22 protein-coding genes and 1 pseudogene are annotated in these 23,416 nt (G+C 71.7%); 11 read left to right on the top strand and 12 right to left on the bottom strand.

Going from position 1 to position 23,416, the window contains the following annotated elements; translation table 11 throughout:
* Positions 1 to 16 precede the first annotated feature (16 nt).
* Together GA0070619_RS10525 and GA0070619_RS10520 are read left to right on the top strand one after the other, a co-directional pair.
* A complete protein-coding gene (locus tag GA0070619_RS10525) occupies positions 17 to 1,279 on the top strand; it encodes an MFS transporter (protein WP_088947885.1) in 1,263 nt (420 codons plus the stop codon).
* A gap of 130 nt (positions 1,280 to 1,409) precedes the next feature.
* The gene (locus GA0070619_RS10520; RefSeq protein WP_088947884.1) at positions 1,410 to 1,973 is read left to right on the top strand and encodes an AMIN-like domain-containing (lipo)protein; all 564 of its coding nucleotides are present in this window, start codon (positions 1,410 to 1,412) and stop codon (positions 1,971 to 1,973) included.
* A gap of 127 nt (positions 1,974 to 2,100) precedes the next feature.
* On the opposite strand, the gene GA0070619_RS10515 is transcribed toward GA0070619_RS10520, so the two are convergent.
* From GA0070619_RS10515 to GA0070619_RS10495, 5 genes are all read right to left on the bottom strand, one after another.
* Positions 2,101 to 3,288, bottom strand: coding sequence for an RNA polymerase sigma factor (locus GA0070619_RS10515; protein ID WP_088947883.1), 1,188 nt, complete (start codon positions 3,286 to 3,288; stop codon positions 2,101 to 2,103).
* A gap of 20 nt (positions 3,289 to 3,308) precedes the next feature.
* Positions 3,309 to 3,662: a YciI family protein gene (locus tag GA0070619_RS10510; RefSeq protein ID WP_088947882.1), complete on the bottom strand. Its 354-nt coding sequence runs from the start codon at positions 3,660 to 3,662 to the stop codon at positions 3,309 to 3,311.
* 39 nt (positions 3,663 to 3,701) lie between these two features.
* Positions 3,702 to 4,115 carry a DUF6069 family protein gene (locus GA0070619_RS10505; protein ID WP_088947881.1) on the bottom strand — a complete coding sequence of 138 codons (414 nt, stop codon included), beginning with the start codon at positions 4,113 to 4,115 and terminating at the stop codon, positions 3,702 to 3,704.
* A gap of 217 nt (positions 4,116 to 4,332) precedes the next feature.
* Complete coding sequence (locus GA0070619_RS10500; RefSeq protein WP_197699632.1) at positions 4,333 to 5,160, bottom strand: peptidoglycan-binding domain-containing protein; 828 nt, start codon at positions 5,158 to 5,160, stop codon at positions 4,333 to 4,335.
* A gap of 221 nt (positions 5,161 to 5,381) precedes the next feature.
* Positions 5,382 to 5,756 carry an L-rhamnose mutarotase gene (locus GA0070619_RS10495; RefSeq protein WP_088947880.1) on the bottom strand — a complete coding sequence of 125 codons (375 nt, stop codon included), beginning with the start codon at positions 5,754 to 5,756 and terminating at the stop codon, positions 5,382 to 5,384.
* Between the two features lie 284 nt (positions 5,757 to 6,040).
* Between GA0070619_RS10495 and GA0070619_RS10490 the strand changes: the two genes are divergently transcribed.
* The 6 genes from GA0070619_RS10490 to GA0070619_RS10465 all read left to right on the top strand — a co-directional run bounded on the left by GA0070619_RS10490 (position 6,041) and on the right by GA0070619_RS10465 (position 12,277).
* On the top strand, positions 6,041 to 6,721 hold the full coding sequence (locus GA0070619_RS10490; protein ID WP_088951700.1) for a response regulator transcription factor: 681 nt from the start codon (positions 6,041 to 6,043) through the stop codon (positions 6,719 to 6,721).
* Positions 6,722 to 6,735: 14 nt separating this feature from the next.
* Positions 6,736 to 8,172 carry a sensor histidine kinase gene (locus GA0070619_RS10485; RefSeq protein ID WP_088947879.1) on the top strand — a complete coding sequence of 479 codons (1,437 nt, stop codon included), beginning with the start codon at positions 6,736 to 6,738 and terminating at the stop codon, positions 8,170 to 8,172.
* On the top strand, positions 8,169 to 9,077 hold the full coding sequence (locus GA0070619_RS10480; protein ID WP_088947878.1) for a Gmad2 immunoglobulin-like domain-containing protein: 909 nt from the start codon (positions 8,169 to 8,171) through the stop codon (positions 9,075 to 9,077). The genes GA0070619_RS10485 and GA0070619_RS10480 overlap by 4 nt, the downstream gene beginning before the upstream one ends.
* Before the next feature lie 138 nt (positions 9,078 to 9,215).
* Positions 9,216 to 9,845: a TetR/AcrR family transcriptional regulator gene (locus tag GA0070619_RS10475; RefSeq protein ID WP_157743969.1), complete on the top strand. Its 630-nt coding sequence runs from the start codon at positions 9,216 to 9,218 to the stop codon at positions 9,843 to 9,845.
* 37 nt (positions 9,846 to 9,882) lie between these two features.
* Entirely contained in the window at positions 9,883 to 11,376 is a 1,494-nt protein-coding gene (locus GA0070619_RS10470) for an MFS transporter (RefSeq protein ID WP_088947876.1), read from the top strand.
* 109 nt (positions 11,377 to 11,485) lie between these two features.
* Positions 11,486 to 12,277 (top strand): maleylpyruvate isomerase family mycothiol-dependent enzyme, encoded by a 792-nt coding sequence (locus GA0070619_RS10465; protein WP_088947875.1) that lies wholly within the window; start codon positions 11,486 to 11,488, stop codon positions 12,275 to 12,277.
* A gap of 41 nt (positions 12,278 to 12,318) precedes the next feature.
* On the opposite strand, the gene GA0070619_RS10460 is transcribed toward GA0070619_RS10465, so the two are convergent.
* Both GA0070619_RS10460 and GA0070619_RS10455 read right to left on the bottom strand, forming a co-directional pair.
* Positions 12,319 to 13,518: an RtcB family protein gene (locus GA0070619_RS10460; protein ID WP_088947874.1), complete on the bottom strand. Its 1,200-nt coding sequence runs from the start codon at positions 13,516 to 13,518 to the stop codon at positions 12,319 to 12,321.
* Positions 13,519 to 13,865: 347 nt separating this feature from the next.
* On the bottom strand, positions 13,866 to 15,863 hold the full coding sequence (locus GA0070619_RS10455; RefSeq protein WP_088947873.1) for an elongation factor G: 1,998 nt from the start codon (positions 15,861 to 15,863) through the stop codon (positions 13,866 to 13,868).
* A gap of 181 nt (positions 15,864 to 16,044) precedes the next feature.
* Between GA0070619_RS10455 and GA0070619_RS10450 the strand changes: the two genes are divergently transcribed.
* The gene (locus tag GA0070619_RS10450; RefSeq protein WP_088947872.1) at positions 16,045 to 17,052 is read left to right on the top strand and encodes a helix-turn-helix transcriptional regulator; all 1,008 of its coding nucleotides are present in this window, start codon (positions 16,045 to 16,047) and stop codon (positions 17,050 to 17,052) included.
* On the opposite strand, the gene GA0070619_RS33400 is transcribed toward GA0070619_RS10450, so the two are convergent.
* Positions 17,047 to 17,460, bottom strand: a complete 414-nt coding sequence (locus GA0070619_RS33400; RefSeq protein WP_231927367.1) for an RICIN domain-containing protein — start codon at positions 17,458 to 17,460, stop codon at positions 17,047 to 17,049. The genes GA0070619_RS10450 and GA0070619_RS33400 overlap by 6 nt on opposite strands.
* Before the next feature lie 203 nt (positions 17,461 to 17,663).
* Positions 17,664 to 18,320, bottom strand: a pseudogene (locus tag GA0070619_RS33395) (ThuA domain-containing protein); the annotation flags it as partial.
* A gap of 194 nt (positions 18,321 to 18,514) precedes the next feature.
* Here GA0070619_RS33395 and GA0070619_RS10435 point away from each other — a divergent pair.
* Positions 18,515 to 19,702, top strand: a complete 1,188-nt coding sequence (locus tag GA0070619_RS10435) for a spore photoproduct lyase family protein (RefSeq protein WP_172862022.1) — start codon at positions 18,515 to 18,517, stop codon at positions 19,700 to 19,702.
* 16 nt (positions 19,703 to 19,718) lie between these two features.
* On the opposite strand, the gene GA0070619_RS10430 is transcribed toward GA0070619_RS10435, so the two are convergent.
* Positions 19,719 to 20,225 carry a DinB family protein gene (locus tag GA0070619_RS10430; RefSeq protein WP_088947871.1) on the bottom strand — a complete coding sequence of 169 codons (507 nt, stop codon included), beginning with the start codon at positions 20,223 to 20,225 and terminating at the stop codon, positions 19,719 to 19,721.
* A 52-nt stretch (positions 20,226 to 20,277) separates the two neighbouring features.
* Positions 20,278 to 21,132 carry a M15 family metallopeptidase gene (locus GA0070619_RS10425; RefSeq protein ID WP_231927366.1) on the bottom strand — a complete coding sequence of 285 codons (855 nt, stop codon included), beginning with the start codon at positions 21,130 to 21,132 and terminating at the stop codon, positions 20,278 to 20,280.
* Positions 21,133 to 21,355: 223 nt separating this feature from the next.
* On the opposite strand from GA0070619_RS10425, the gene GA0070619_RS10420 reads away from it, so the two are divergent.
* Positions 21,356 to 22,393: a LacI family DNA-binding transcriptional regulator gene (locus GA0070619_RS10420; protein ID WP_088951695.1), complete on the top strand. Its 1,038-nt coding sequence runs from the start codon at positions 21,356 to 21,358 to the stop codon at positions 22,391 to 22,393.
* A gap of 131 nt (positions 22,394 to 22,524) precedes the next feature.
* Here GA0070619_RS10420 and GA0070619_RS10415 read toward each other — a convergent pair whose 3' ends face one another.
* Entirely contained in the window at positions 22,525 to 23,373 is an 849-nt protein-coding gene (locus GA0070619_RS10415) for a peptidylprolyl isomerase (RefSeq protein WP_231927365.1), read from the bottom strand.
* Positions 23,374 to 23,416: the final 43 nt, after the last annotated feature.

Raw genomic sequence — 23,416 nt, 5'->3', positions numbered from 1 at the left:
CGGCACCGTGGGCGGCATGACCACCGCCTCGACGACGACCGGATCGACGGACCAGGCCAACCCCTGGCCGAATTCCTTCCGACTGCTCTACACCGCCGCCCTCATCGATGGCGTCGGCTTCCACATCGGCCAGTTGGCCGTGCCGGTGTTGGCCGTCTCCCTGCTGTCGGCAAGCCCCGGTGAGGTGGGGCTGCTCGGTGCGCTGAGCACCGCCGCGTTCCTGCTGATCGGTCTGCCGGCCGGAGTCTGGGTCGACCGGCTGCCGCACCGTGCCGTCCTGGTCACCGCCGATCTCACCCGGGCGGCGCTGGTCGCATCCGTGCCGGTGGCATGGTGGGCCGGGTGGCTGACCATCCCGCAGCTGTACGTGGTGGTGCTGCTGACCGGAGTCGGCACCGTCTTCGCCGACGTCGCCGCGCAGAGCTATCTACCGGAGTTGGTAGGCAGGAGCCGGTTGGTGGCGGCGAACGCACTGATGATGAGCACCAGTGCGACCATGCAGATTGCGGGTCGAGGGCTGGGCGGGATCGTCGTACAGGCGCTCACGGCACCGGTCGCGATCGTGCTGGACGCGGTGACCTTCGTGGTGTCCGGTGTGATTCTGGCCCGGATCCGTGCCGAAGCACCCCGCCGACGTCCGCCGCGGGCGCCGGGCGGTTTCGTCCAGCAGCTCCGCACGGGCGTCCGGCACGTGACAGGCAACCCCCTGCTCCGCCCGCTCGCCCTCTCGACCGCGAGTATCAACCTGACCATGCAGCTGACCACCACCCTGCTGCCGGTAGTGTTCCTGCGCGAGTTGGGGCTGGGCGCGGCCGCCCTCGGCCTGTTCCTCGGCATGGGTGGGATCGGTGCCCTGCTCGGTGCGGTGACCGCACGCCCGCTCGCCGAGCGGATAGGTCACGGTCGCGCGCTCTGGTTGCCCGGGCTGCTCGTTGCGCCGCTCGGCGGGTTGGTCACGCTGATCGACACCGGGCCGATGCTCTGGGTGGCGGCGGTCGGTTGGCTGGCGTTGGCCTGGCGGACGGGAGTCGGCAACGTGATCGGGGTCAGCCTCCGCCAGGGCGCCACCCCGGACGCGTTGCTCGGGCGGATGAACGCCACCTTCCGGTTTCTACTCACCGGGGCGCTCACCATCGGCGCCGTACTCGCCGGAGTACTCGGACAGTACGGAGGCGTCCGCACCGCGCTGGTGGTCGGTGCGATCGCGAACGCGTTGACCTGGCTTCCGGTGTTCTGCTCCCCGCTGCGCACGCTCCACCGGCCGCCCACAGTCGGCTGAATCTCGGCCGCTGTTACTGAGCGGTTACGCCGTGGCGAAGTGCCCGTGCCGAGAAGGGACGACGGTGGCGGCAGAGGGCCACCGGCAGCGCCGCCGCCACGTGGCCCCGAATCTCGAACGGAGAACCACGATGAGGATCAGAAGCGCACTGACGGCGATGGTGGTCGTCCTCGCCGGGCTGCTCGTCGGCGCGGGCAGCAGCACCGCAGCGGGCACCACGACCGGGTCGGCGTACTGCGGCATCACCTGGGGCAGCGCGGAGAAGTCGGCCGGCGCGCTCAGCGACGCCCCGCTGGTCGACGTCCGCACCGGTCGGCACGACTGCTACGACCGGGTGGTGTTCGAGTTCGCCGGCCCGGTCGATGGTTACGCGGTCGGCTACGGCGAGACGTGGACCGAGGGCGAGGGGCTGGCGTTGTCGACGTACACCGCCGGAGGGGCGCTGCTGCGGGTCTCGCTGCGCGCACCGGCGTACGACGACGCACACCAGGGCACTGTGCCGTACGCGGTCGGTGAGCACGTCGCGAACCTGCTGCGCTACCCGACACTGCGTGACGTCGTCTTCGGCGGCAGCTTCGAGGGCTACAGCACCTTCGCGGTCGGCGTACGGGCGCGGTTGCCGTTCCGCACGTTCGTCCTCGCCGGTCCCGACGGACACAGTCGGATCGTGCTCGACGTGGCCCACCAGTGGTGATCATTACCGGACACCGAGCCGCCCCGGCAGACGCGTCAGTCGCCGGGGCGGTGGGTGTCGGGACGGCTCAGACGTGCAGGGTGGGGCGGTAGACGAGTTCCTGGGAGCTGTTCATGATGTTCTTCGTTCACTGGTGACTCAGTGCGGTACGACGGGTCCGCAGGTAGGCCCGCTCGGTCTCGTTGGTGGCCAGTGCCACGGCCTGGTCGTAGGCGGCTCGCGCCTCGTCGTCGCGTCCGAGCCGGGCGAGCAACTCGGCCCGGGTGGCGGGCAGCCGGTGGTAGCCGGGGAGGTCGACACCCTCCAACGCGGCGAGGGCCACCGCCGGCCCGTGCACCTCGGCGACGGCGACGGCACGGTTGAGCGCGACGACCGGCGTTGGCGTGATCACGAGGAGCTGGTCGTACAGTGCCAGGACCTGTGGCCAGTCGGTGGCGTCGCCGTCGGTGTGCACCGCGCTGATCGCGGCCTGGATCTGGTACGGGCCGGGCCGGTTGCGCCGCAGACAGCGGCGGACCAGGTCGTGGCCCTCAGCGATGAGTGCGCGGTTCCACAGTGACCGGTCCTGGTCGGCCAGCAGCACCAGCTCGCCGGTCGAGTCGAGCCGGGCCGGGCGGCGGGCCTCGGTCAGCAGCAACAGGGCGAGCAGGCCCAGGACCTCGGGCTCGTCGGGCATCAGCGCGGCGAGTTCGCGGGTGAGCCGGATCGCCTCGGTGCACAGGTCCGTTCTGATCAACGGCCCGGCGGTGGACGCGTACCCCTCGTTGAACATCAGGTAGAGCACGGTGAGCACCGGCGGCAGCCGGTCCGGCAGCTCATGTTCGGCGGGCACCCGGTACGGGATGTTGGCGTCCCGGATCTTCTTCTTGGCGCGCACGATCCGCTGGGCGACGGTGGCCTCCTGGACCAGGTACGCCCGGGCGATCTCCGATACGTCGAGGCCACCGAGCAGGCGCAGCGTGAGGGCGGTCCGCGCGTCGGGAGCGAGCGCCGGGTGGCAGCAGGTGAAGATGAGTCGCAGCTGGTCGTCCTTCACCGGTCCCACCTCTCGCGGCTCGTCCTGGTGGTGCAGCAGCAGTGCCTGGGCGTGCCGGGCCTCGCGGGTCGACTCCCGGCGGAGCCGGTCGACGGCCCGGTTGCGGGCGGTGGTCACGATCCAGGCGCCCGGGTTGGGCGGCGGGGTCTGCCACTTCTGCAACGCCGTGGTGAAGGCGTCCTGGACCGCCTCCTCGGCGAGGTTGATGTCACCGAGGACGCGGGCCAGGGTGGCGACGCAGCGGCCGTATTCCGCGCGGTAGATGCTCGCCAGGTCCATGTTGGGTGACCGACCCCTGTTCAGGCCTGGGACAGGTCGTCGAAGGGGCGCACCTCGACCGGGCCGCAGGCCGCCGCGCACTTCTCGGCCCAGGCGAGCGCCTGGTCCAGGTCCTCGCACCTGATGACCCAGAACCCGGCGATGTGCTCCTTCGTCTCGGCGAACGGCCCATCGCTCATGGTGGTGGCGCCGTTCTCGACCCGGACGACGGTGGCGCTGTCGGGCGAGAGGAGCCCTCCGCCGAAGACCCAGGCGCCTGCGGCCAGCATCTCGTCGTTGATCCGGCCGGTTTCCGCGAACATGGTCTGCATCTCCTCGTCGGACGGGGCCGGCGCGCCCTCGACGAAGTGCACGGACAGCAGGTACTGCTTCATGACGTTCCTCCGGTAGGTCGACGGGTGGATGGCGGCAGGTCAGGCGGCCAGGCGGCGCGCGACGGCGGGGATCACGATCGCGGCCGCGACCAGGTGGGTGAGCATCAGCAGCGCCTTGGTGCCCACCCCGGCGTCCGCGATCACGTCCGGCACCAGCGACAGGACGGTGAGCACCACGGTCGTGCGGACGAACGTGCGCCGCGGACGCCGGGCGAAACGGGACAGCAACGCGGCGAGGAGCACCCCGACCAGCGAGAATACGGCGGTCAGCACGCCGAACCCGGTCACCGGGATCGGCGCGTCGGCCACGTCGAGGCTGATGCCCGCCGCGTGGCCGACGGCGGCGACGGCCATGGTGGCGGCGCTCGCGGCGACCGTGGCGATGAGACCGGTACGAATCAGCGCGCCGAAGGTCGACGTGGTGGTGGTAGTGGTGGTCGCTGTGCTGGTCATCGTGCCCTCCAGTGGGTGCGTGGCCCGCTGTTGTGCCGCGCTCTCACCAGGGCTACGAAGAGGATCAACCCCATTCGACAGGAACGCCAGAATCTTTTCGAAGACATGATCGACTCGACGTTGGTGAAGTCGGGGTGTCCGGACACCGCGGATGCCCCGACTGTCACGAACGTGAGTGGATCATGCCCCGGCCACGGTCATGGGAGGACCGTGAGCCTCAGAGCGTGCGCTGGTATTCCTCCCAGGTCCGCTTGGGGCTGACTGCCGGCCCGTCATCGGCGCCCCGGTTGGCCAGGCCGTTACGACCGAGGTAGTAGTCGCCGGCCTGGTTCTGCGCACCTGTCGACTGGTCGGTGTCGGACAGCGCGATGGCGTGGATGTGGTAGCCCCAGTCCCCCTGGGCCGGGGTCCGCAGCCACGCGGCGAAGCCCACCGTCCGCAGTCGACGCAGCACATCCGTTCGCACGGCTGAGGAGAGCCCGCTGACCGAGAGATCGAGCGCACCGCCGCCGTCGTGCGTGCCGGCGGATGCGCCCACACCGCTGCTGTACGAGCCCTGCGTGATGCCGAGCTGACGGCCGAGCAGGCGTTCGGCCTCGAACAGCATCGACCTGGTGCGCGTGTTGACCTGCACACCGCGCAGGGTCACCACACTGCCGGGTGAGATCGCCCTGACCACCGCGTAACGCCCCTCGCCGAGCGACCGCAGCGACGACGGGCCGGGCAGGCCGGTCGCGTCGAGACCGGTGTAGCCGAGGGACCGCTGGTACGCCGCGTACGCGGCGATCGTGCTGGTGCCGAAATGCCCGTCGACGTACGTGGACGACAGCAGCCCTCTCGCCTGGAGGGCACGCTCCACCAGAAGGACGCTGTCCTTGGCCCCGTCGGTGAGAGCGGTGTCCGGCCGACGCGGGTCGATCTGCGCCGCCTTGATCAGCGCTTCCATGTCCAGCTGCGGCAACGCGGCAGTGGCCGAGTTGGCCAGCGGTACGGCGCCGACCACCGCCGCACCGGCAGCGACGAGCAGGTTCCTTCTGGTGAGCACGCTTCCTCCGTAGGATATTGACCGATCCACACCAACGAATGAAGCTAGTCTTCAATGCGGGGGCGGAGTTGTCACCCCGCCGGGGCGTACGAAAGTCCGCGGCACTGCCTCCCGCCGGTCGACAGGAACGGGCGGGGCCGTCGGCCCCGCCCGTCCACTGGGGTCCCATCCGACCGGCGTTCGTCGCGGGTCGGTAGGCCGCCGTCGTAGCTCCGTGTCAGCTAGCTGCCGGAGCCCTGCCCGGCCGGGTCGGGTGCCTGCTCGACGGCCTCGTCGGCCAGGTGCCAGACCTCCCGCATCGGCGCCCACCAGTCCCCCGAGCCGGGCTCGGCGAGCGACTCCTGACACGGGTCGGTCAGCTTCCACCACTCCTGTGTCTGCGGGTCCGCAGCGATGAGCCGCAGGTCGGCGTCGTAGTCGTCGCCGACGTACTCGTAGTAGCCGAAGAGCAGGTCGTCGTGGAGGAAGATGGTGTAGTTGCGGAAGTTCGCCTCGCGCAGCGTCTGCTCGACGCTCGGCCAGACGGTGGCGTGCAGCCGAAGATAGGTTTCCCGCTGCTCCGGTCGGAGTCGGATCACGCAGCCGTGACGTTGCACGTCGTGCCCCTTCGTGTGAGCTGGTCGGATCGAGGCGGCCCGCGGGCCACCGGCAACGGCACGCGCCGTCCGCCGCCGATGGGCGTGGCGGTCGGTACGCGCTGACCGCCGGATCAGGCGGTGTGCTGATCCGAGCGATCGATGATCTCAGTAGCCCACGTCGAGATCAACGCTCGGCCCGGTGCGAGGTGGGGTCGTCGGTGCCGCTCAACGGTCCGGCCGGTCCGTGGAACCCGACCGTTTCGCCAGGCTGCGCACCGTGGCGGCGGGTCTACTCTCGGGTCATGGAGGGCCGCGTGCTGGTGGTCGAGGACGACGCCTCCATCCGGGAGGTCACCGCCCTCGGACTGCGCCGCGCCGGCTTCCGGGTCGACACCGCCGTCGACGGGCGGCAGGCCCTCGCGGCGTGGCGAGCCCACCCGGTCGACCTGATCGTGCTCGACGTCATGCTGCCCGGTCTGGACGGCCTGGACGTCTGCCGGGAGATCCGGCGTACCAGCCAGGTGCCGATCCTGATGCTGACCGCGCGCACCGACACCATCGACGTGGTGGTCGGGTTGGAGTGCGGCGCCGACGACTACCTGCGCAAGCCCTTCGACCTGCCCGAGTTGGTGGCCCGGGTCCGCTCGGTGCTGCGCAGAATGAGCGCTACCGCCCCGTCCACCATCATCGAGGTCGGCAGCCTGGAGATCGACCCGGGCAGCTTCGTGGTCCGTCGGCACGGGCGGGAGGTGGCGCTGACCGCCACCGAGTTCCGCCTGTTGCTGGAGCTGGCCCGCCGACCCGGCCAGGTCTTCACCCGGGAGTTGCTGCTGGACCTGGTCTGGCACCACGACTTCCTCGGCGACTCCCGGCTGGTCGACGTGGCGGTGCAACGGCTGCGCTCCAAGATCGAGGAGGACCCGGCGCAGCCACGGTTGGTCCGTACCGTGCGTGGCGCCGGCTACAAGCTGTCGGTGGGCTGACGGGAGGGTCGGCGATGGCCGGACGCGCGGTGACCCCGGGCCGCCTGCGGCGCCGGCTGACCATCGCGTTCGTGCTGGTCGCCGGGGTCTCGGCCGGCCTGCTCGCCGGTGGGACCGGGCTGCTGCTGCGGCAGTCCTGGTGGGACGCGTCGCTGCAGGAGGCAGCCGCCGACGCCCGCTACCAACTCGTGCTCGCCGGACAGTTCCTCCCGCTGACCGAGCAACGCAGCACCGACCTGCTCACCAGCTTCGAGGCAAGCGGCCGGCACGTGGTGCTCGTCGACGGCCCGAGCCGCCCCTCGCACCCCGCGTACGCCCCGACGCTGGGCACCGGGTTGCGGGCAACCGTCGCGGGTGGACAGCTCGGATACCAGCGCTCCGCACCGGCGCAACGTCCTCGGCTGCTGGTGGTCGGCGGGCGCATTCCCGGCTCGACCGCCGAGTTGTACGTCCTCACCGTGGAGGACGACGTCGCCACCGACCTGGGTCAGCTGCGTAGCGCGCTGGTGGCGGGCTGGGTGCTCGTGGTGCTGCTCGCCGCCGGGGTGGGTCACACGCTGGCCCGGCGCACGTTGGAGCCGGTGGGCCGGGCCAGCCGGGCCGCCCGGGCGCTCACCGAGGGCCTGCTCGACACCCGCCTGCCGGTGCGCGGACGCGACGAGTTCAGCGTCTGGGCGGCGACGTTCAACGAGATGGCCGAGGCGCTGGAGTCGAAGATCGCGGCACTGTCGGCCGCGCAGGCCCGTGAGCGGCGGTTCACCGCCGATGTGGCGCACGAGCTGCGTACCCCGGTGACCGCCCTGGTGGCCGCGGCGTCGCTGCTGGGTGAGCACCTCGACCAGTTGCCCGGCGATGCGCGACCGGCCGCGCGGTTGCTGGTCGGCGACGTGGTCCGGCTGCGCCGGCTGGTCGAGGACCTGATGGAGATCTCCCGGTTGGATTCCGGCCGGGAGCAGCCGGCCGTCGGGTCCGTCGACGCGTCGGCGCTGCTGCACGGGATCGTCGCGGCACGCGGCTGGTCGGAGCGGGTTCTGGTCGCCGGCGACGCGATCACGCTGCGCACCGACCCGCGCCGGCTGGAGCGCGTGCTGGCCAACCTGGTCGCCAACGCGATCGAACACGGCGGCGGGGAGATCCGGGCCACCGTGACCGGGGCGGGCCCGGTGGTCGTCTTCGAGGTCACCGACCAGGGGCCGGGCATCCCGGTGGAGCACCTGCCCCACGTCTTCGACCGGTTCCACAAGGTCGACCCGTCCCGGTCCGCGCCGGGCAGCGGGCTCGGGCTGGCCATCGCCCGGGAACACGCCACAGTGCTCGGCGGTGTGCTGAGCGTCCGCAGCGAATCCGGCGCCGGCACCCGCTTCCGGCTGGAGCTGCCGGCGCACGGTCTCCCCGCGCCAGCGAGCGACGACGGCGAGCGGGCCGGCACGGCGGCGGGTGACACCGCATGAGCCGGCACTGTGTGATCGCGTCGGTGCTCGTCGCCGGCCTGCTGGTGAGCGGGTGCGGCACCCCGCGCTCCGGGGCGCTCGGCCCGGCACCCGCGGCGGCACCGTCCAGCACGACGCCGTCCAGCGCGGCACCGCCGAGCACGGCCCCGCCGCGCGCCGCAGCGACCGACCGTCCGGATCCGACCCCCTCGGCGGGGCCTCCACAATCACCCACGACGACCCCACCCGGGCCGGCCGGCACCCGCGACACCGTGACCATCGAGCTGTGGCTCGTCCGCGCCGGGCAGCTCGTGCCGACCAGGCGGGCCCGGCCGGCCACCCTGTCGACGTCCCGGCTGGCGCTGACCGAGCTGGCCGCCGGACCCACGCCGGCCGAGGCCGCCGCCGGGTTGACCACCCTCGTCCCGGCCGGCATCGAGGTCACCCGAATCACCGACGGTACGGCGACGCTGCGGGTCCCGTCCGTCGGCGACCCGGCGGAGCGGCGACTACGCGAGGCGCAGGTGGTGTGGACGCTCACCCAGTTCCCCACCGTGCGTCAGGTCAGCCTGGGCGGCGCGGGCCCGGTCGGTCGGCCGGACTACGCGGACCTGCTGCCGCCGATCGTGGTGACCAGCCCGACCGCCGGTGAGCGGGTGGCCGCCCCGCTCGTCGTCACGGGCACCGCCACGGTGTTCGAGGCCACGGTGAGCGTGCGGGTGCTGGACGCCGCCGGCCGGGAGGTGGCCACCGGCTTCGGCACCGCCAGTTGCGGCAGCGGCTGCCGGGGCGGCTACCGCGTGGTGGTCGGCTGGCGGGCGGCTCGGGAGCAGCAGGGCACCGTCGAGGTGTACGAGGTGTCCGCCCTCGACGGTTCACGGATCAACACGACGGCGGTGCCGGTGATCCTCACACCCGGTGTCTGACCAGCACGTTCACCCACCGGACTCCGCTCGGAAACGTAATCGTTTCGTTGACGCCCTGCGACGCAACTCACGAAAGCCTGCATGTTTCCACCCTGGAGAACTAGTGTCAGTACGACATCGTTTCATGGGGGTGCGGGGATGCTGGGTGGTCAGCAGGTGGGAGCGGGTGCCGGAGTGCCGGCGGCCCGGGGCCCACGCTGCACCGACGGCGACCTGTTCGCCGTCGTCACCGACCTGCTGCGCGAGGTCGGCTACGACCGGATGACGATCGACGCCGTCGCCGCTCGCGCCCACGTCAGCAAGGCCACCATCTACCGGCGTTGGGACGGCAAGGCCGAGCTGGTCGTCGCCGCCCTGGGCGGCCGGCAGGTGGGGGTGCACAACCCGCCCGACACCGGTTCCCTGCGCGGTGACCTGATCGAGTTGCTGCGCGCCACGGCGGCGATCTGTGTGGCCGACTGCGACCTCATGCAGGCGTTGACGTTCGCCATGCGGACCAACCCCGAGCTGGAACGCCTGGTACGCCGCCAGGTGCTGCCGGCCGGGCGGGTGGCGAGCACCGCCATCCTGGTCCGTGCCGCCGCCCGGGGGGAGATCCCGCCGGAGGCCGGCGAGCGCGAGTTGTTCCACGATCTGGCGCCCGCGCTCACCATGTCCCGCATCGTCGCGCACGGCCTACCCGCCGATGACGCGTTCCTCACCCAGGTCGTCGACCAGGTGCTGATCCCGGTTCTCCGCTACCAGCACGACCGTCCGTCTCAGGCCTGATCTCTTTCTCGACATTCGCAACACGGAAGGCTTCACCATGCCCGGAACCACCTCGACCGCCCCCGGCGCGCCCGGCGCCGGGACGTCGACAGGAGCGCCGCACCCGCGGCGTTGGATCGCGCTGGCGGTCATCGCGGTCTCGCAGCTGATGGTCGTGCTCGACGCCACGATCGTGAACATCGCGCTGCCGCAGGCCCAGGCCGACCTGGGCATCACCGACGCGAACCGGCAGTGGGTGATCACCGCCTACACGCTGGCGTTCGGCGGGTTGCTGCTGCTCGGCGGCCGGATCGCCGACTACTGGGGGCGCAAGCGCACCTTCCTGGTCGGCATGACCGGGTTCGCGCTCGCCTCCGCACTGGGCGGCCTCGCCACCACCGGCGGCATGCTCTTCGCCGCCCGTGCACTTCAGGGCGCCTTCGGCGCGTTGCTCGCCCCGGCGGCGCTGGCGCTGCTCACCGTCCTGTTCACCGAGGCCACCGAGCGGGCCAAGGCCTTCGCGGTGTACGGCGCGATCGCCGGCGGTGGCTCGGCGGTCGGTCTGCTGCTCGGTGGGGTGCTCACCGAGTACGCCGACTGGCGCTGGTGCCTGCTGGTCAACATCCCGGTGGCGGCCATCGCCATCGCCCTGGCCCTCCCGCTGGTGCCGGAGAGCCGGGCGCACGGCAACACCCGCTACGACGTGCCCGGCGCGATCGTGGTGACCGCCGGCCTGGTCTCCCTGGTCTACGGCTTCACCAAGGCCGCCGAGGACGGCTGGGACGCCACCCAGACGCTCGGCTTCATCGCCGCCGGTGTGGCGCTGCTCGCCATCTTCGTGGTGATCGAGCTGCGCTCCAACCACCCGCTGCTGCCGCTGCGGATCATCCTGGACCGCAACCGGGGCGGGGCGTACCTCGCCTCGACGCTGATCGGTGCCGGCCTGTTCGGGGCGTTCCTGTTCCTGACCTTCTACTTCCAGGTGGTGTTGCAGTACAAGCCCCTCGAGGCCGGGCTCGCGTCGCTTCCGGTCACCGTCGGTGTGCTGATCGCCGCTGGTGGCGCCAGCCAGCTGATGCCACGGGTGGGTGCCAAGCCGCTGATGGTCGGCGGCGCCGTGCTCGCCGCCGTGGCCATGCTGGCGCTGACCCAGATCGACGTGGACACCTCGTTCCTCACCCTCCTGCTGCCCGCCCAGGTCATCCTCGGCATGGGCCTGGGTTTCACGTTCGTGCCGCTGTCCAGCCTCGCCCTGGTGGGGGTGCCGGAGCACGACGCCGGCGCGGCCAGCGCGACGCTGAACGCCACCCAGCAGATCGGCGGCTCGCTCGGCACTGCCCTGCTGAACACCATGTACACCAGCGCGGTCGCCGCGTACCTGGTCGGTCGGGTGCCGAACCCGGTCAACCAGATCGAGGCTCTGGTGCACGGCTACCGCGTGGCGTTCGCCTGGGGCGCGGCCCTGATCGTGCTCGCCGGGCTGGCCACTCTGATCCTGGTGAAGGTGCGCAAGGAGGACATCCCGACCGGCAACACCGTGCACATGGGCTGAGCCGACCGACGCGGCTGCCGGCCGGACCGCCCCGACGTGGGGCGAGCCCGGCCAGCGGCCGCTTCCGGTAACGTCCCGACCATCGTCGAAAGTCCGTTTGAGGAGATCCATGTCGACCCCTGCTGACCAGATCATCACGGCTCTGCGCGCGGGCCACGAGGAGCTCGCCGCGCTCGTACGGGACCTGAAGGAAGACGACCTGCTCCGCCCCTCGGGAGCCAGCGAGTGGCAGGTGTCCCAGGTGCTGAGCCACCTGGGCAGCGGCGCCGAGATCAACCTGGCGACGCTGGACGCCGCCCGCACCGGCGCGCCCGGCCCGGACGGGGACTTCAACCGCGGCGTCTGGGCACGGTGGGACGCGATGTCCCCGGCCGAGCACGCCGCCGGGTTCCTCGCCACCAACGAGCGGCTGGTCGAGGCGTACGAGGCGCTGGACGCCGAGACCCGGGCCTCCATGCGGATCGACCTCGGCTTCCTGCCGGAGCCGGTCGACGTGGCCACCGCGGCCCGGTTCCGCCTCAGCGAGTTCGCCCTGCACCAGTGGGACGTCGAGGTGGGGTTCAACTCGTTCGCGGCGGTGACGCCGGCGGCGGTGGGGCTGCTGCTCGACCAGATCGGCGGCATGCTGGCCTGGACCAGCCGCCCGCAGGAGCTGGGCGGTCGGGAGGCCACCCTGCTGGTCCGGCTGCAGGCGCCCGAGCGGACCTTCGGGCTGCGGTTGGGCGAGAAGGTTGACGTCGTCGACGCGCCGGAGCAGCCCGACGGGGAGCTGACCGCCCCCGCCGAGGCGTGGCTGCGGCTGGCCACCGGCCGGCTGGGTCCTCAGCACACCCCGGAGGGGGTCCGGGTGACCGGGCCGGTGACCCTGGACGACCTGCGTCGGGTCTTCGTCGGCTTCTGAGGCGATGCCGTGCGGGCCGGTCACCCGGTCCGCACGGCCTCTCAGCCCTTCACGCAGACCACCTGCTTGAGGTGCGCCACCACCTCGACCAGGTCCTCCTGCTGGGCCATCACCTCGGTGATGTCCTTGTACGCGCCGGGGATCTCGTCGACCACCCCGGCGTCCTTGCGGCACTCCACCCCGGCGGTCTGCGCGGCCAGGTCCTCCGTGCTGAACGTCCGCTTCGCCTGTGCCCGCGACATCCGCCGCCCAGCCCCGTGCGACGCCGAGCAGTACGCGTCCGGGTTGCCCCGACCCCGCACGATGTACGACCCGGTGCCCATCGACCCGGGGATGATGCCCAGGTCCCCCCGGCCGGCCCGGATCGCGCCCTTGCGGGTGACCAGCACGTCCATCCCGTCGTAGCTCTCCTCCGAGACGTAGTTGTGGTGGCACGAGATGGGCTCGTCGTAGGAGACCTGCGGGAACTGCTCGCGCACCACGCCGCAGAGCAGGGCCAGCATGACGGCCCGGTTGCGGCGCGCATACTCCTGTGCCCACCATAGGTCCCGCCGGTACGCGTCCATCTCCGGCGTGCCGGCGAGGAACACCGCCAGGTCCCGGTCCGGCAGGTCGGCGTTGTGCGGCAGGCCCCGGGCCACCCCGATGTGCCGCTCGGCCAGCTCCTTGCCGATGTTGCGGGACCCGGAGTGCAGCATCAGCCAGACCCGTCCCTCGTCGGCGCCGCCCTGCTCCAGGCAGACCTCGATGAAGTGGTTGCCCCCGCCGAGGGTGCCGATCTGCCGACGCGCCCGCGTCTCCAGCTGCGCCACCCGCCGGTCCAGTCCGGCGAACCGGCCCCAGAAGTCGTCCCAGCCCGACTGCTCCAGACCACGGATCCGACGGGTGTCGACCATGTCCTGCCGCTGGGCGAAGCCGACCGGGATGGTGGCCTCGATCGCCGAACGCAGCGCGGCCAGGTCGCCCGGGAGATCAGCGGCGGTCAGCGAGGTGCGGACCGCCGACATCCCACAGCCGATGTCGACGCCGACCGCGGCCGGTGAGACGGCCTGTCGCATCGCGATCACCGAACCGACAGTGGCGCCCTTGCCGAAGTGCACGTCGGGCATGACGGCGACGCCCTGCACCCAGGGCAGCGCTCCGATGTTGCGCAGCTGCCGGGCGGCCTGCGGCTCGATGGCGTACGGGTCGGTCCAGACCCGGACCGGCGCCCGGGTGCCGGCGAGAGGGGTGAATCCCATAGTGGTCTCCTTCTGTCGTGCGGTGACCGTTAATGATCATGCGCTGGTTGGCCGGGGCCCGGCGGCGGTACGCGGATACGAAAGGGCCGCCCGATCCCGGTGGGATGGGCGGCCGACGGACGCGTCAGCGTCGACGTCAGTCGCGCCACCCCGGCTCGTTGCGCCGCAATGGGCGGCAGGCACAGGTTTTGGCGGTGGTGAGCACAGCGGCGCCGACGGGGAGCAGGTGCGAGGCGGCATCGGTGCGGGTGCGTCGCGGCACGGCGTACTCCCCTCGGGGTGTGATCGGTTGACCTTGCATCGACGAGACTAGGAGGGCCACGGTGCGTCCGCAATGGATATCGCCCTTACCGGCCGCCGACCCGGCGCGCGACCGCCAGCAGATACTCCTTGCGATCCAGCGGATTGTTGTCCCAGCGGGTCCGGACGGGGGCGGGTCCACGCACCGGCCGGTAGCAGTCGAACTCGGTCTCCAGCACGCCCTCCCCCCGGGTCAGCGCCGGCAGGCGACGCTCCAGCGCGTGCACCAGACCGGCCGGGATCTCACCCTGCACCAGGTAGGACCCGCCCTGCCCGGTGGTGTCGGTCGGCACCGCGTCCAGCCGGGTGAGCGCGGGCAGCAGCGTGCCGAGGATGTCACCCGGCACCTCCAGCCGGAAGCGGTGTACCGGCTCGTGGACCCGGGTGCCGGCGCGGGCGAGTGCGGCCATCAGCACCAACGGGGTGAGATTGCGGAAGTCCCCCGCCGTGCTGGACATGCTCTTGTCGAAGGTGCCGTGGGAATGGCTCTGCCTCGCCCAGTAACCGGCGTGGGTCATCGTCACCTCACAGTCGGGGACCTCCCACCCGTGAAGGCCCTGGCGCAGGGTTCGACGCACGGTCTCCTCCACGGCGGTGAAGAAGGCCGGTGGCATCGAACCCAGCTCGACGCCGAGCCGAAAAGTCACGCCGGCACCGGTCGGCGCCGGCGCGACCCGCAGCCCGACGGTGGCCAGGAACGGATTGGGCGCCACCGCGATCACCTCGACCGCCTCGCCAACGCCGCACACCCTCTCCACGTGCACCGTGCTGGTCTCCCGGAACGTCACCCCCACGCCGAAGTCGTCGGCAAGGGTGGCCTGGATGACCTCCTTCTGCACCTCGCCGTAGAGCGACACGGTGATCTCGTGCCGCCGGTCGTCCTGCCGCAGGTTGATCAGCGGGTCCTGCTCAGCGAGCTGGACCAGCGCGGCGTGCAGCGCGACCCGGTCTCCGGGGCGCGTCGGCACCACCACGGTCTCCAGGGTGGGCGGCGCGAAGTGGCGGTCCGCGCCGCCACGTTCGGGTGGTACGCCCACCGGGTCGCCGATCCGAGCGTGCTTGAGGCCCCACAACCGGGCGATGTGGCCGGCTTCGACCGCCGACGCCTCCACGTCGGCCCCATGGGCGACGACTCGTACGGCAGTGACCAGTTCAGCGTCGACACCGCCGACGCGGACCCGGTCGCGAATCCGGATGGTGCCGGCGAAGAGCCGGACCAGGGCGATCTTCTCTCCGGCTGGGCCCCGTTCGATGGCGAACACGGTGCCGGAGACCGGGGCGTCGGCGTCGCCCTCGACGGTGGGCAACAGTTCGGTGATCCCGGCGATCAGCGCGTCCACCCCGGCACCGGTGATCGCCGAGCCGGCGTACACGGGCTGCACCAGCGCACGGCCGGTCCGCGTCGCCAACGCGGCGCGCAGCCGCGGGTACGGCAGCGAGGACGTGTCCGCCACCCAGTCGGCGAGCAGCACGTCATCCTGCCCGGTGAGCAGGTCGAGCAGCCGGTCGGTGAAGGCGAGGTCGGTGGGGCCGTACGGCGTGCAGTAGGCGCCGCGGGTCCCCGGCACCGCCACCGAGCCCATCGCCACGACGGCCGGCGTGAGCTTCTCCGCGACCGCCCGGAAAACCCGCTCGGGGTCCGCGCCGGCCCGGTCGACCTTGTTGATGAAGATCAGCGTCGGGATGCGCAGCCTGCGCAGGGTCCGCATCAGCACCCGGGTCTGCGGCTGCACCCCCTCCACCGCGGAGATCACCAGCACCGCGCCGTCGAGCACACCAAGCACCCGCTCGACCTCGGCGATGAAGTCCGGGTGACCGGGCGTGTCGATCAGGTTGACGGTCACGTCGTCCAGGACGAAGGAGACGACAGCCGAGCGGATGGTGATGCCGCGTTGCCGTTCCAGTGCCAGGGTGTCGGTCTGGGTGCTGCCCGCGTCGACCCGGCCGAGCTGGTCGGTCACACCGACGTCGTGCAACAGCCGCTCGGTCAGGCTGGTCTTACCGGCATCGACGTGAGCCAGGATGCCGAGGTTCAGGGTTTTCACGCAGCGTCAGGTCCTTCAGGTAGGCGACAGATCGCTTCTGGTCGGACATCGACGCAGCGCGCATTGGTGCTCCCTGGAGGTTGGTGGCGGTTTCGGGTAGTTCAGCAGGCCGTCGTCGGGTCGGGCAACCGAATAACCGACGCTCCCATGAATGTCCGAGACCGCTGGCAGACTTGCCGCCATGGTGGAGACCTCCGTGCGGCTGCTGCGGCTGCTGACCCTCCTCCAGGTCCGCCGGGAGTGGTCCGGCGCGGAGTTGGCCGAACGACTGGCGGTCACCACCCGCACGGTACGCACTGACGTGGAGCGGCTGCGGGTGCTGGGTTACCGGATCGAGTCGCACCCCGGGGTCGGCGGCGGCTACCAGCTCGGTGCCGGGTCCGCGCTCCCACCGCTGCTGCTTGACGACGACGAGGCGGTGGCGGTGGCCGTAGGGCTGCGGGCCGCGGCGGGCGGGTCGGTGACGGGTATCGAGGAGACGTCGCTGCGGGCGCTGGCGAAGCTGGAACAGTCGCTGCCGTCGCGGCTGCGGCACCGGGTCGACGCCCTGCGCACGGCGACGGTCTCCGCCGCGGGCGGCGGCCCGACCGTGGACGCCGAAACGCTCACCGCTGTCTCCACGGCGGTGCATCACCGGGAGCGGCTGCGGTTCGACTACGCCGGGCACGACGGCACGGTCAGCGTGCGCGATGTCGAGCCGTACCGGCTGGTCTACACCGGGCGGCGGTGGTACCTGCTGGGCTGGGACACCGACCGGGCCGACTGGCGCACCTTCCGCGCCGACCGGATCCGACCCCGGGTGCCGACCGGCCCACGCTTCACGCCCCGGGAGCCGCCAGGTGGCGACGCGGTCGCGCACGTGCTGCGCGGCGTCGGCTCCACCGCCTGGCCACACCCGGCACGGGTACGCCTGCACGCGTCGGCCGAGCAGATGGCGCAACGGATCCCGACCACGGCTGGCCTGCTGGAGGCGATCGACGGGCAGACGTGTCTGCTGCACACCGGCGGCGAGTCGCTGGGCAACCTGGCTGCCTTCCTCGGCACCCTCGCTGTCGACTTCGACGTGCTGGCCCCTCCGGAGCTGCGCGCCGTCATCCGCGACGTCGCCGCCCGATTCGGTCGGGCCGCCGGTCCCGCGCCGGGGCGAATCGCGGTTCACCCCGGCGCGGACGCGGCAGTGGAGCTATGACTGCGGCACCAGCCGGAAGGACTGCGCCGCGGTGCCGTTGCAGGTGTACTGGACGAGCTGGACGCTGTCCGCCGTGGACGCCGCCGGCACGTCGAGGCACTTGCCACTGAGTCGGTTGACCAGGCGGTAGTAGCCGCCGCCCTCGGATTCGGCCCGCCACTGCTGGTTGTTGCCGCCGCTGTAGGACCAGAGCTGGATCGGCGCGGAGTCTGCGGTCGACACGTTGGTCACGTCGAGCACCTGCGCGCTGTTGTTGCGGTTGTTGATCCGCAGGTAGCCGCCGCTGGTCGGCGCGAACTGGTACTGCTGGGCGGCGCTGCCGTTGCAGGCGTACTGCTGGATGGCGGTGCCGTTCGCGCTGGCGGCGGCCCGGGCGTCGACGCACTTGCCGCTGCCCCGGTTGACCACCGTGTGCCAGGCGGTGGGCGAGATCGGGCTGCCGGTCGGCGGGGGCGTCGTCGGGGGACGGTGCCGGCGCCGGCGAGCCAGTGCAGCCCGTCGATCAGCAGCTGGTTCTGCTGGGCGCTGTCGAAGGTGGACGACAGCCCGGTGTTGGTGTTGTAGTTCATCGCGTTGTGCCCGAAGTTGGTGTAGAGCATCTTGTACTGCCGGTTGCTCCAGACCAGCGGGTAGTAGCCGCCGTACCAGGACTGGTTGGGGTCGGTGCCGACCGGGAAGCTGGACGGGTCGACCGAGGCGAGGATGTCGATGTTGGGGTTCTGCCGCAGGTCGTTGCTCCAGGAATACCACTCGCTGATCGACGACGGGAAGGTCGCCGGGAGGTTCCGGGTGGCGGCGTGGGTGCGGTTGTCGGCGCGCATCGTGACCCGGGTGGGTCCCCAGGTGTTCGTCTGGAACGCGCCGGTGCCGAGGAAGGTGTTGTAGTACCAGCTCCAGCTCGACGGGTTGTCGGTCCACGCGCTGACGTGGAAGCCCAGCCACGCGCCGCCGTTCTGCATGTACTGCTGGAACGCGGCACGCTGCGCGGTCGGCGGCGCGTCGTCCAGGAACATGACGACCTTGTACTGGGCCAGGTTCGCAGTGTTCAGCAGGCCCCAGTTGTTGGTGGCCTCCCAGGAGAAGCCGTACTGGGCGGCGGCCTGCGGGAACCAGGCCCGGGCGTCCTTGACGAAGTCGATGTGCGCGGCGTCCCAGGTGCCGTTGTAGAAGGCCAGGACCTTGAACGTCGGCGCGGCCTGCGCGGCACGCGAGGCGTTGACCGCGAGACCGGCGCTCAGCGCGACCAGCAGTGCGACGAACAACGACACGATCCGTCTGGTACGGGAGGAGATTTCTGCGATCACCTGATCGTCCCTTCGGTGGGGACGCGCGCCGCCGCGTCGACCTGCTTCTGTTCACAAGCCTTACAGATAGATGAAAGATTATGTCGCGTCTCTGGTGTCGTCAATCGCGACCCGACCGACCGGGGTGGGATTCCTGCGGCAACGGGTACCCCAGCCGAATGACCAGCCCGGACGCGGTCGACGTCGACCAACCGCTCGCCGTGGACCTGCCCGCCGCTCCGCACGACGCCAGCGGTGAGCGGGTGCCGATACGCGACCTGGCCGGCCTCGCACCGACGGCCCGGCCGGCGCGCCGCTGGACCCCGAGCCGGGTGGTGGCCACCCCGGCCGCCCTCGACCACCCGCACGGCCAACGGATCGTCGAGCGGGTGCAGGCGCAGGGCATCGAGGTGGAACGCCTGCGGGCCAACCGGCTCACCGGGGTACGCGGGCAGACCGACCGGGAGACGTACGCCCGAGCGAAGGCGACCATGGCGATCGTGGTGAGCCCACCGTCGCGGCGCGACCTGCAACCCATCGCGCCCAGCGCCGACTGGCGGGTCGACCTCGCCGAGGGCTGCCCGGCGCACTGCCAGTACTGCTACCTCGCCGGATCACTGTCCGGCCCGCCGGTCACCCGGGTGTACGCGGACCTCGACGACATCCTGGACGGGCTCGCCGCGTACGCCGGCCGGGGGACGGTGACCAGTCGCAACGCGCGACGCGCCGACGAGGGCACCACCTTCGAGGCGTCCTGCTACACCGACCCGCTCGCCCTGGAACACCTGACCGGGAGCTGGCGGCGGGCAGTGCAGCACTTCGCCGACTGGGACGCGCCCGTGCAACTGCGCTGGACCACCAAGTACGCCGACGTGGGCACCTTCGTCGGGCTACCGCACGCCGGCCGCACCCGGGTCCGGTTCAGCGTCAACTGCGCCCCGGTGAGCGTTCGGTTCGAGGGCGGCACCGCCCGGGTGCCGGACCGCCTGGCGGCGCTGCGCCGCCTCGCGCTCGACGGCTACCCGGTCGGGCTGACCATCGCGCCGATCATCGCACTGCCCGACTGGCGGGAACGCTACGGCGAGTTGCTCGACCAGGTCCGCGCGGCGGTCGACGGGGTCCCCGAGCTGGACCTGACCGCCGAGCTGATCACCCACCGGTTCACCCCGGGCAGCAAGGAGGTGCTGCTCGGCTGGTACCCGCGGACCCGACTGGAGATGGATGAGGAGTCCCGCACCCGCAAACACGGCAAGTTCGGCGCGATCAAGTACGTCTACCCCCGGGACACGATGTCCGAGCTGCGCGAGTGGTTCACCGCCGAGTTGGCCGCCCGCGTACCGGCCTGCCGCATCCTCTACTGGACCTGACCAGCCCTCTGCCGGGCTAGACGCCGACGGTGCCGTCGACGCCTTCGCGCAGCAAGTCGGCGTGACCGTTGTGCCGGGCGTACTCGTGAATCAGGTGCAGCATCACCAGCCGCAGCGACACGGTCTCGCCGGAACGGACGTTGTGGCCGGTCACGTCGAGCGACGCGGCCGCCCGCTCGATCCGTTGGGCGTGCTCGACCTCGCGCTCCCAGGCGTTGAATGCTTCGTCGCGGGTGGCGGAGCTGGCGTCGTACGCCTGCTGGAAGTCGCCGGTTTCCGACCAGACCAGCGGGACGTCCTCGCGGTCGATGATCCGCCGGAACCAGGCGCGTTCCACCTCGGCCATGTGCCGCACCAGACCCAGCAGAGAGAGCGTGGAGGGCGGCATCGACTGCCGGCGCAACTCCTCCTCGGAGAGGCCGTCGCACTTGAGGGCCAGCGTCGCGCGGTGGAAGTCGAGGAAGGCGCGCAGCGTCTCCCGCTCGTCGCCGGTGAGCGGGGGGCCGATCCGTTCGGTGGTCATTCCAGTGATCATGCACTCTGGGCACCGGAGGCGATGGAGCCGGGTCTTCCCGTCAGCCGACCGACGAGCGGGCGACGGGCGCCGCGAAGAAGGTGTCCGGGTACGGCTCGTCGCGCAGGCTGTAGTGCCACCACTCGCGGTCGTAGTTGACGAACCCGGCGTCGGTCATCAGCCGCTGCAACAACCGGCGGTTGTCGCGCGCCGTCCCGGTGATCCGAGGGTCGGCGGTGTGCGCGCGGGAGTCGAAGCAGTCGAAGCCCGTACCCATGTCGATGCTGTTGTCGGCGAAGCGCTGCCCCCGGGGCGCGGTGCAGGCGACCAGCGGTTGCCCGACCCGGTACGGGGGTTGGCTGGCTGCCGGTTCGTCGACCAGGGTCAGGTCCAGGGTGCTGCCTCGACTGTGCGCGGTCGGCGCCCCGATGTACCCCTCGGCGAAGAGCCGGTTCTTGGCCACGTCCGGATAGAACTCGGCCTTGGTCTGCTGCTCGTCGGGGCGCTTCGACCAGGCGACGAAGTCGTCCACGGCCGGCTGCGGGCGATAGCAGTCGTACACCTTGAGGCTGTGCCCACCGGCCAGTGCGGCGTCCTGCACGCGGCGCAACGCCTCTGCCGCCTCCCGGGTGAGCAGGCACAGCGGCTCGGGGTAACCGGCGATCGGGCGGCCGACGAAGTTGTGCGGTGTCGCGTAGCGGATGTCGGCGTGGATGCGCGGGTCGAGGTCGGTCAGGACCACGAACCCCGGCAGCCGCTCGCCGGTGGTCGGCGTCGGCGGGCCCACCGATGCCGGGGTCGGCGAGGGGCTCACCGAGGTCGGCTGCGACGCGACCGGCGCGGGGCGGGGATCCGGCCGCGAACAGCCGCCGAGCAGCGCGGCGAGCGCGAGCACGACCCCGATGCGGTTACCCACCGACCCTGTCTATCAGCCGCGCTCGGGCCGCCGTGGCAACAGGACATGATCCACTGGCTTTTCCGGAAGATTTCCGCAACTTCGGTGATCATCAGCACTCACCTGGAATGTCGTGAACCCCCTCCCGTGAGGCAAGATGACGCGTGGAACGGGCACGCCGTTTCGGGACACACGGTGGACGACGTCTTGTGGTCGTTCCTCCGGCTCGGTGAAGGAGACGCGGGTGGGCGCGGACGACGGACGCAGGGTGACCATCACCGCGATCGCACGGGAGGCCGGGGTGTCGGTGCCGACCGTGTCACGGGTGCTCAACGGTCGCTCCGATGTGGCCCCCGGCACCCGGGAGCGGGTCGAGGAGTTGCTGCGCCACCACGGCTACCGGCGGCGCACCAGCCGCAGCGTGCGCCGCGCCGGCCTCGTCGACCTGGTCTTCAACGACCTGGACAGCCCCTGGGCTGTGGAAATCATCCGGGGTGTCGAGGATGTCGGGCACGGCGCGGGCCTCGGCACCGTGGTCTCCGCGATCCACCGGCAGCCCACCGCGGCCCGGCAGTGGCTGCAGAATCTGCGCACCCGGGCCACCGACGGCGTCATCTTCGTGACCTCCCACCTGAGCCCGCCGCTGCACGCGCAACTGCGTCGCCTCAACGTGCCGGTGGTGGTCGTCGACCCGGCCGGCGTGCCGGCCATGGACGTGCCGACCATCGGGGCGACCAACTGGGCCGGTGGCCTCGCCGCGACCGAACACCTGCTGTCGATCGGGCACCGCCGCATCGGCTTCGTGGCCGGGCCGACGCATCTGCTGTGCAGCCGCGCCCGGCTCGACGGTTACCGGGCCGGGTTGGAGGCCGCCGGTGTGCCGGTGGACGACAAGCTGATCTACCCGGGCGATTTCTACCACGCCTCGGGGTTCTCCGGCGGCACCGCGCTGCTCGACCTCGCCGACCCGCCGACCGGCATCTTCGCCTCCAGCGACCAGATGGCCTTCGGCGTCTACGAGGCGATCCGGCGTCGGGGGCTGCGAGTCCCGGACGACGTGAGCGTCGTCGGCTTCGACGATCTGCCGGAGGCCCGCTGGGCGTCCCCACCGCTGACCACCGTGCGCCAACCGTTGGTCGAGATGGGACGGTTGGCGGCACGGACCGTGCTGCGCCTGTCCCAGGGCGAGGGCATCGACTCCCCCCGGGTGGAGCTGGCCACCGAACTGGTCGTCCGCGACAGCACCGCCGCCCCACCGACCGGGTCGCCCGACCCGTCGTGACGGCCGGAACTGCGTCGGAAACCGGTTGGACCACTTCCGGTCCACTTCCGGGAATTCCGGCGCTGCGCGGCTGACGCCAGTCGACCGTACGGCGCGGTGAGCAACCGAGGGTCACCCACCGCGCCGCGCCGTCAGTGGTGGTGGTGCGTGCGGACGGCCTTGCGGATGGTCACCGGCAGCGCGGGTGCGCCGTCGACGGGTGCCGGGTCCTCGGCGGTCGGCGCCACTCCCCCGGCGGCGATCCGGTCCAGCGTGGCCAGGCCGGCCGCGTCGACCTCGCCGAAGATCGTGTAGTTGGGGCGCAGCGCCGAGTTGGCGTAGACCAGGAAGAACTGGCTGCCGTTGGTGTCCGGCCCGGCGTTGGCCATGGCCAGCACGCCCCGGGCGTACACCCGACGCTCCCCGGTCGGGTCGGTGGGCGCCGGCGGCAGGTCGGTCGGCAGCTCGTCGCGGTACCGGTATCCCGGGCCCCCCTCGCCGGTGCCCGACGGGTCACCGCACTGCAGCACGCTCAACGTCGGGTACGCGGTGAGCCGGTGGCACGGGGTGCGGTCGTAGAAGCGCTTGCCCACCAGGTGCAGGAAACTCTGCACGGTGCACGGCGCGGCTGCCCGGTCGAGGGTCAGCCCGATCGGCCCGTGGTTGGTCGCCAGTGTCACCCGGACGGTGCCCCGGGCCGGCGTCCGTCGCGGGTCGGGCGGCAGCGGCACCGGCCGGGCCGCCGGCTCGTCCGGCGTCTCGGTGTACGCGCAGGGGCCGTGGGTGGTGCGCGGCGGTCGGGTGGCGGTGTCGGCAGCGGTGGGCGGCGCGGCGGACGCGGTGACCGCATCGCCCGACGGGCCCGGCGCGGCGACCGCGGCGGCGGACGCGCCGACGACCAGCGCCCCGGCGAGCACTGTCACCCCCGCGAGGCGGGTCAGGGCGCGCACCGGTCGGCGGGGTGCCGCCACGCCGGAGCGCGGTGGGAGTTCACTCGACACAGGGATCCTCCTGGACTCGTGGTGCCAGAACGACCGGAGTCTA

The sequence above is a fragment of the Micromonospora zamorensis genome (assembly GCF_900090275.1).
Lineage (GTDB): Bacteria > Actinomycetota > Actinomycetes > Mycobacteriales > Micromonosporaceae > Micromonospora > Micromonospora zamorensis.
Note: the sequence above shows the minus strand (reverse complement) of the source record. Positions and strands in the feature narration are given on the sequence as shown.

Coding starts and splice junctions, on each gene's coding strand:
- GA0070619_RS10520 (WP_088947884.1), top strand. CDS start 1,410: ATGAGGATCAGAAGCGCACTGACGGCGATGGTGGTCGTCCTCGCCGGG.
- GA0070619_RS10490 (WP_088951700.1), top strand. CDS start 6,041: ATGGAGGGCCGCGTGCTGGTGGTCGAGGACGACGCCTCCATCCGGGAG.
- GA0070619_RS10475 (WP_157743969.1), top strand. CDS start 9,216: ATGCTGGGTGGTCAGCAGGTGGGAGCGGGTGCCGGAGTGCCGGCGGCC.
- GA0070619_RS10450 (WP_088947872.1), top strand. CDS start 16,045: ATGGTGGAGACCTCCGTGCGGCTGCTGCGGCTGCTGACCCTCCTCCAG.
- GA0070619_RS10505 (WP_088947881.1), bottom strand. CDS start 4,115: ATGACCAGCACAGCGACCACCACTACCACCACCACGTCGACCTTCGGC.
- GA0070619_RS10435 (WP_172862022.1), top strand. CDS start 18,515: ATGACCAGCCCGGACGCGGTCGACGTCGACCAACCGCTCGCCGTGGAC.
- GA0070619_RS10485 (WP_088947879.1), top strand. CDS start 6,736: ATGGCCGGACGCGCGGTGACCCCGGGCCGCCTGCGGCGCCGGCTGACC.
- GA0070619_RS10460 (WP_088947874.1), bottom strand. CDS start 13,518: ATGGGATTCACCCCTCTCGCCGGCACCCGGGCGCCGGTCCGGGTCTGG.
- GA0070619_RS10480 (WP_088947878.1), top strand. CDS start 8,169: ATGAGCCGGCACTGTGTGATCGCGTCGGTGCTCGTCGCCGGCCTGCTG.
- GA0070619_RS10525 (WP_088947885.1), top strand. CDS start 17: ATGACCACCGCCTCGACGACGACCGGATCGACGGACCAGGCCAACCCC.
- GA0070619_RS10515 (WP_088947883.1), bottom strand. CDS start 3,288: ATGGACCTGGCGAGCATCTACCGCGCGGAATACGGCCGCTGCGTCGCC.
- GA0070619_RS10470 (WP_088947876.1), top strand. CDS start 9,883: ATGCCCGGAACCACCTCGACCGCCCCCGGCGCGCCCGGCGCCGGGACG.
- GA0070619_RS10465 (WP_088947875.1), top strand. CDS start 11,486: ATGTCGACCCCTGCTGACCAGATCATCACGGCTCTGCGCGCGGGCCAC.
- GA0070619_RS10430 (WP_088947871.1), bottom strand. CDS start 20,225: ATGACCACCGAACGGATCGGCCCCCCGCTCACCGGCGACGAGCGGGAG.
- GA0070619_RS10510 (WP_088947882.1), bottom strand. CDS start 3,662: ATGAAGCAGTACCTGCTGTCCGTGCACTTCGTCGAGGGCGCGCCGGCC.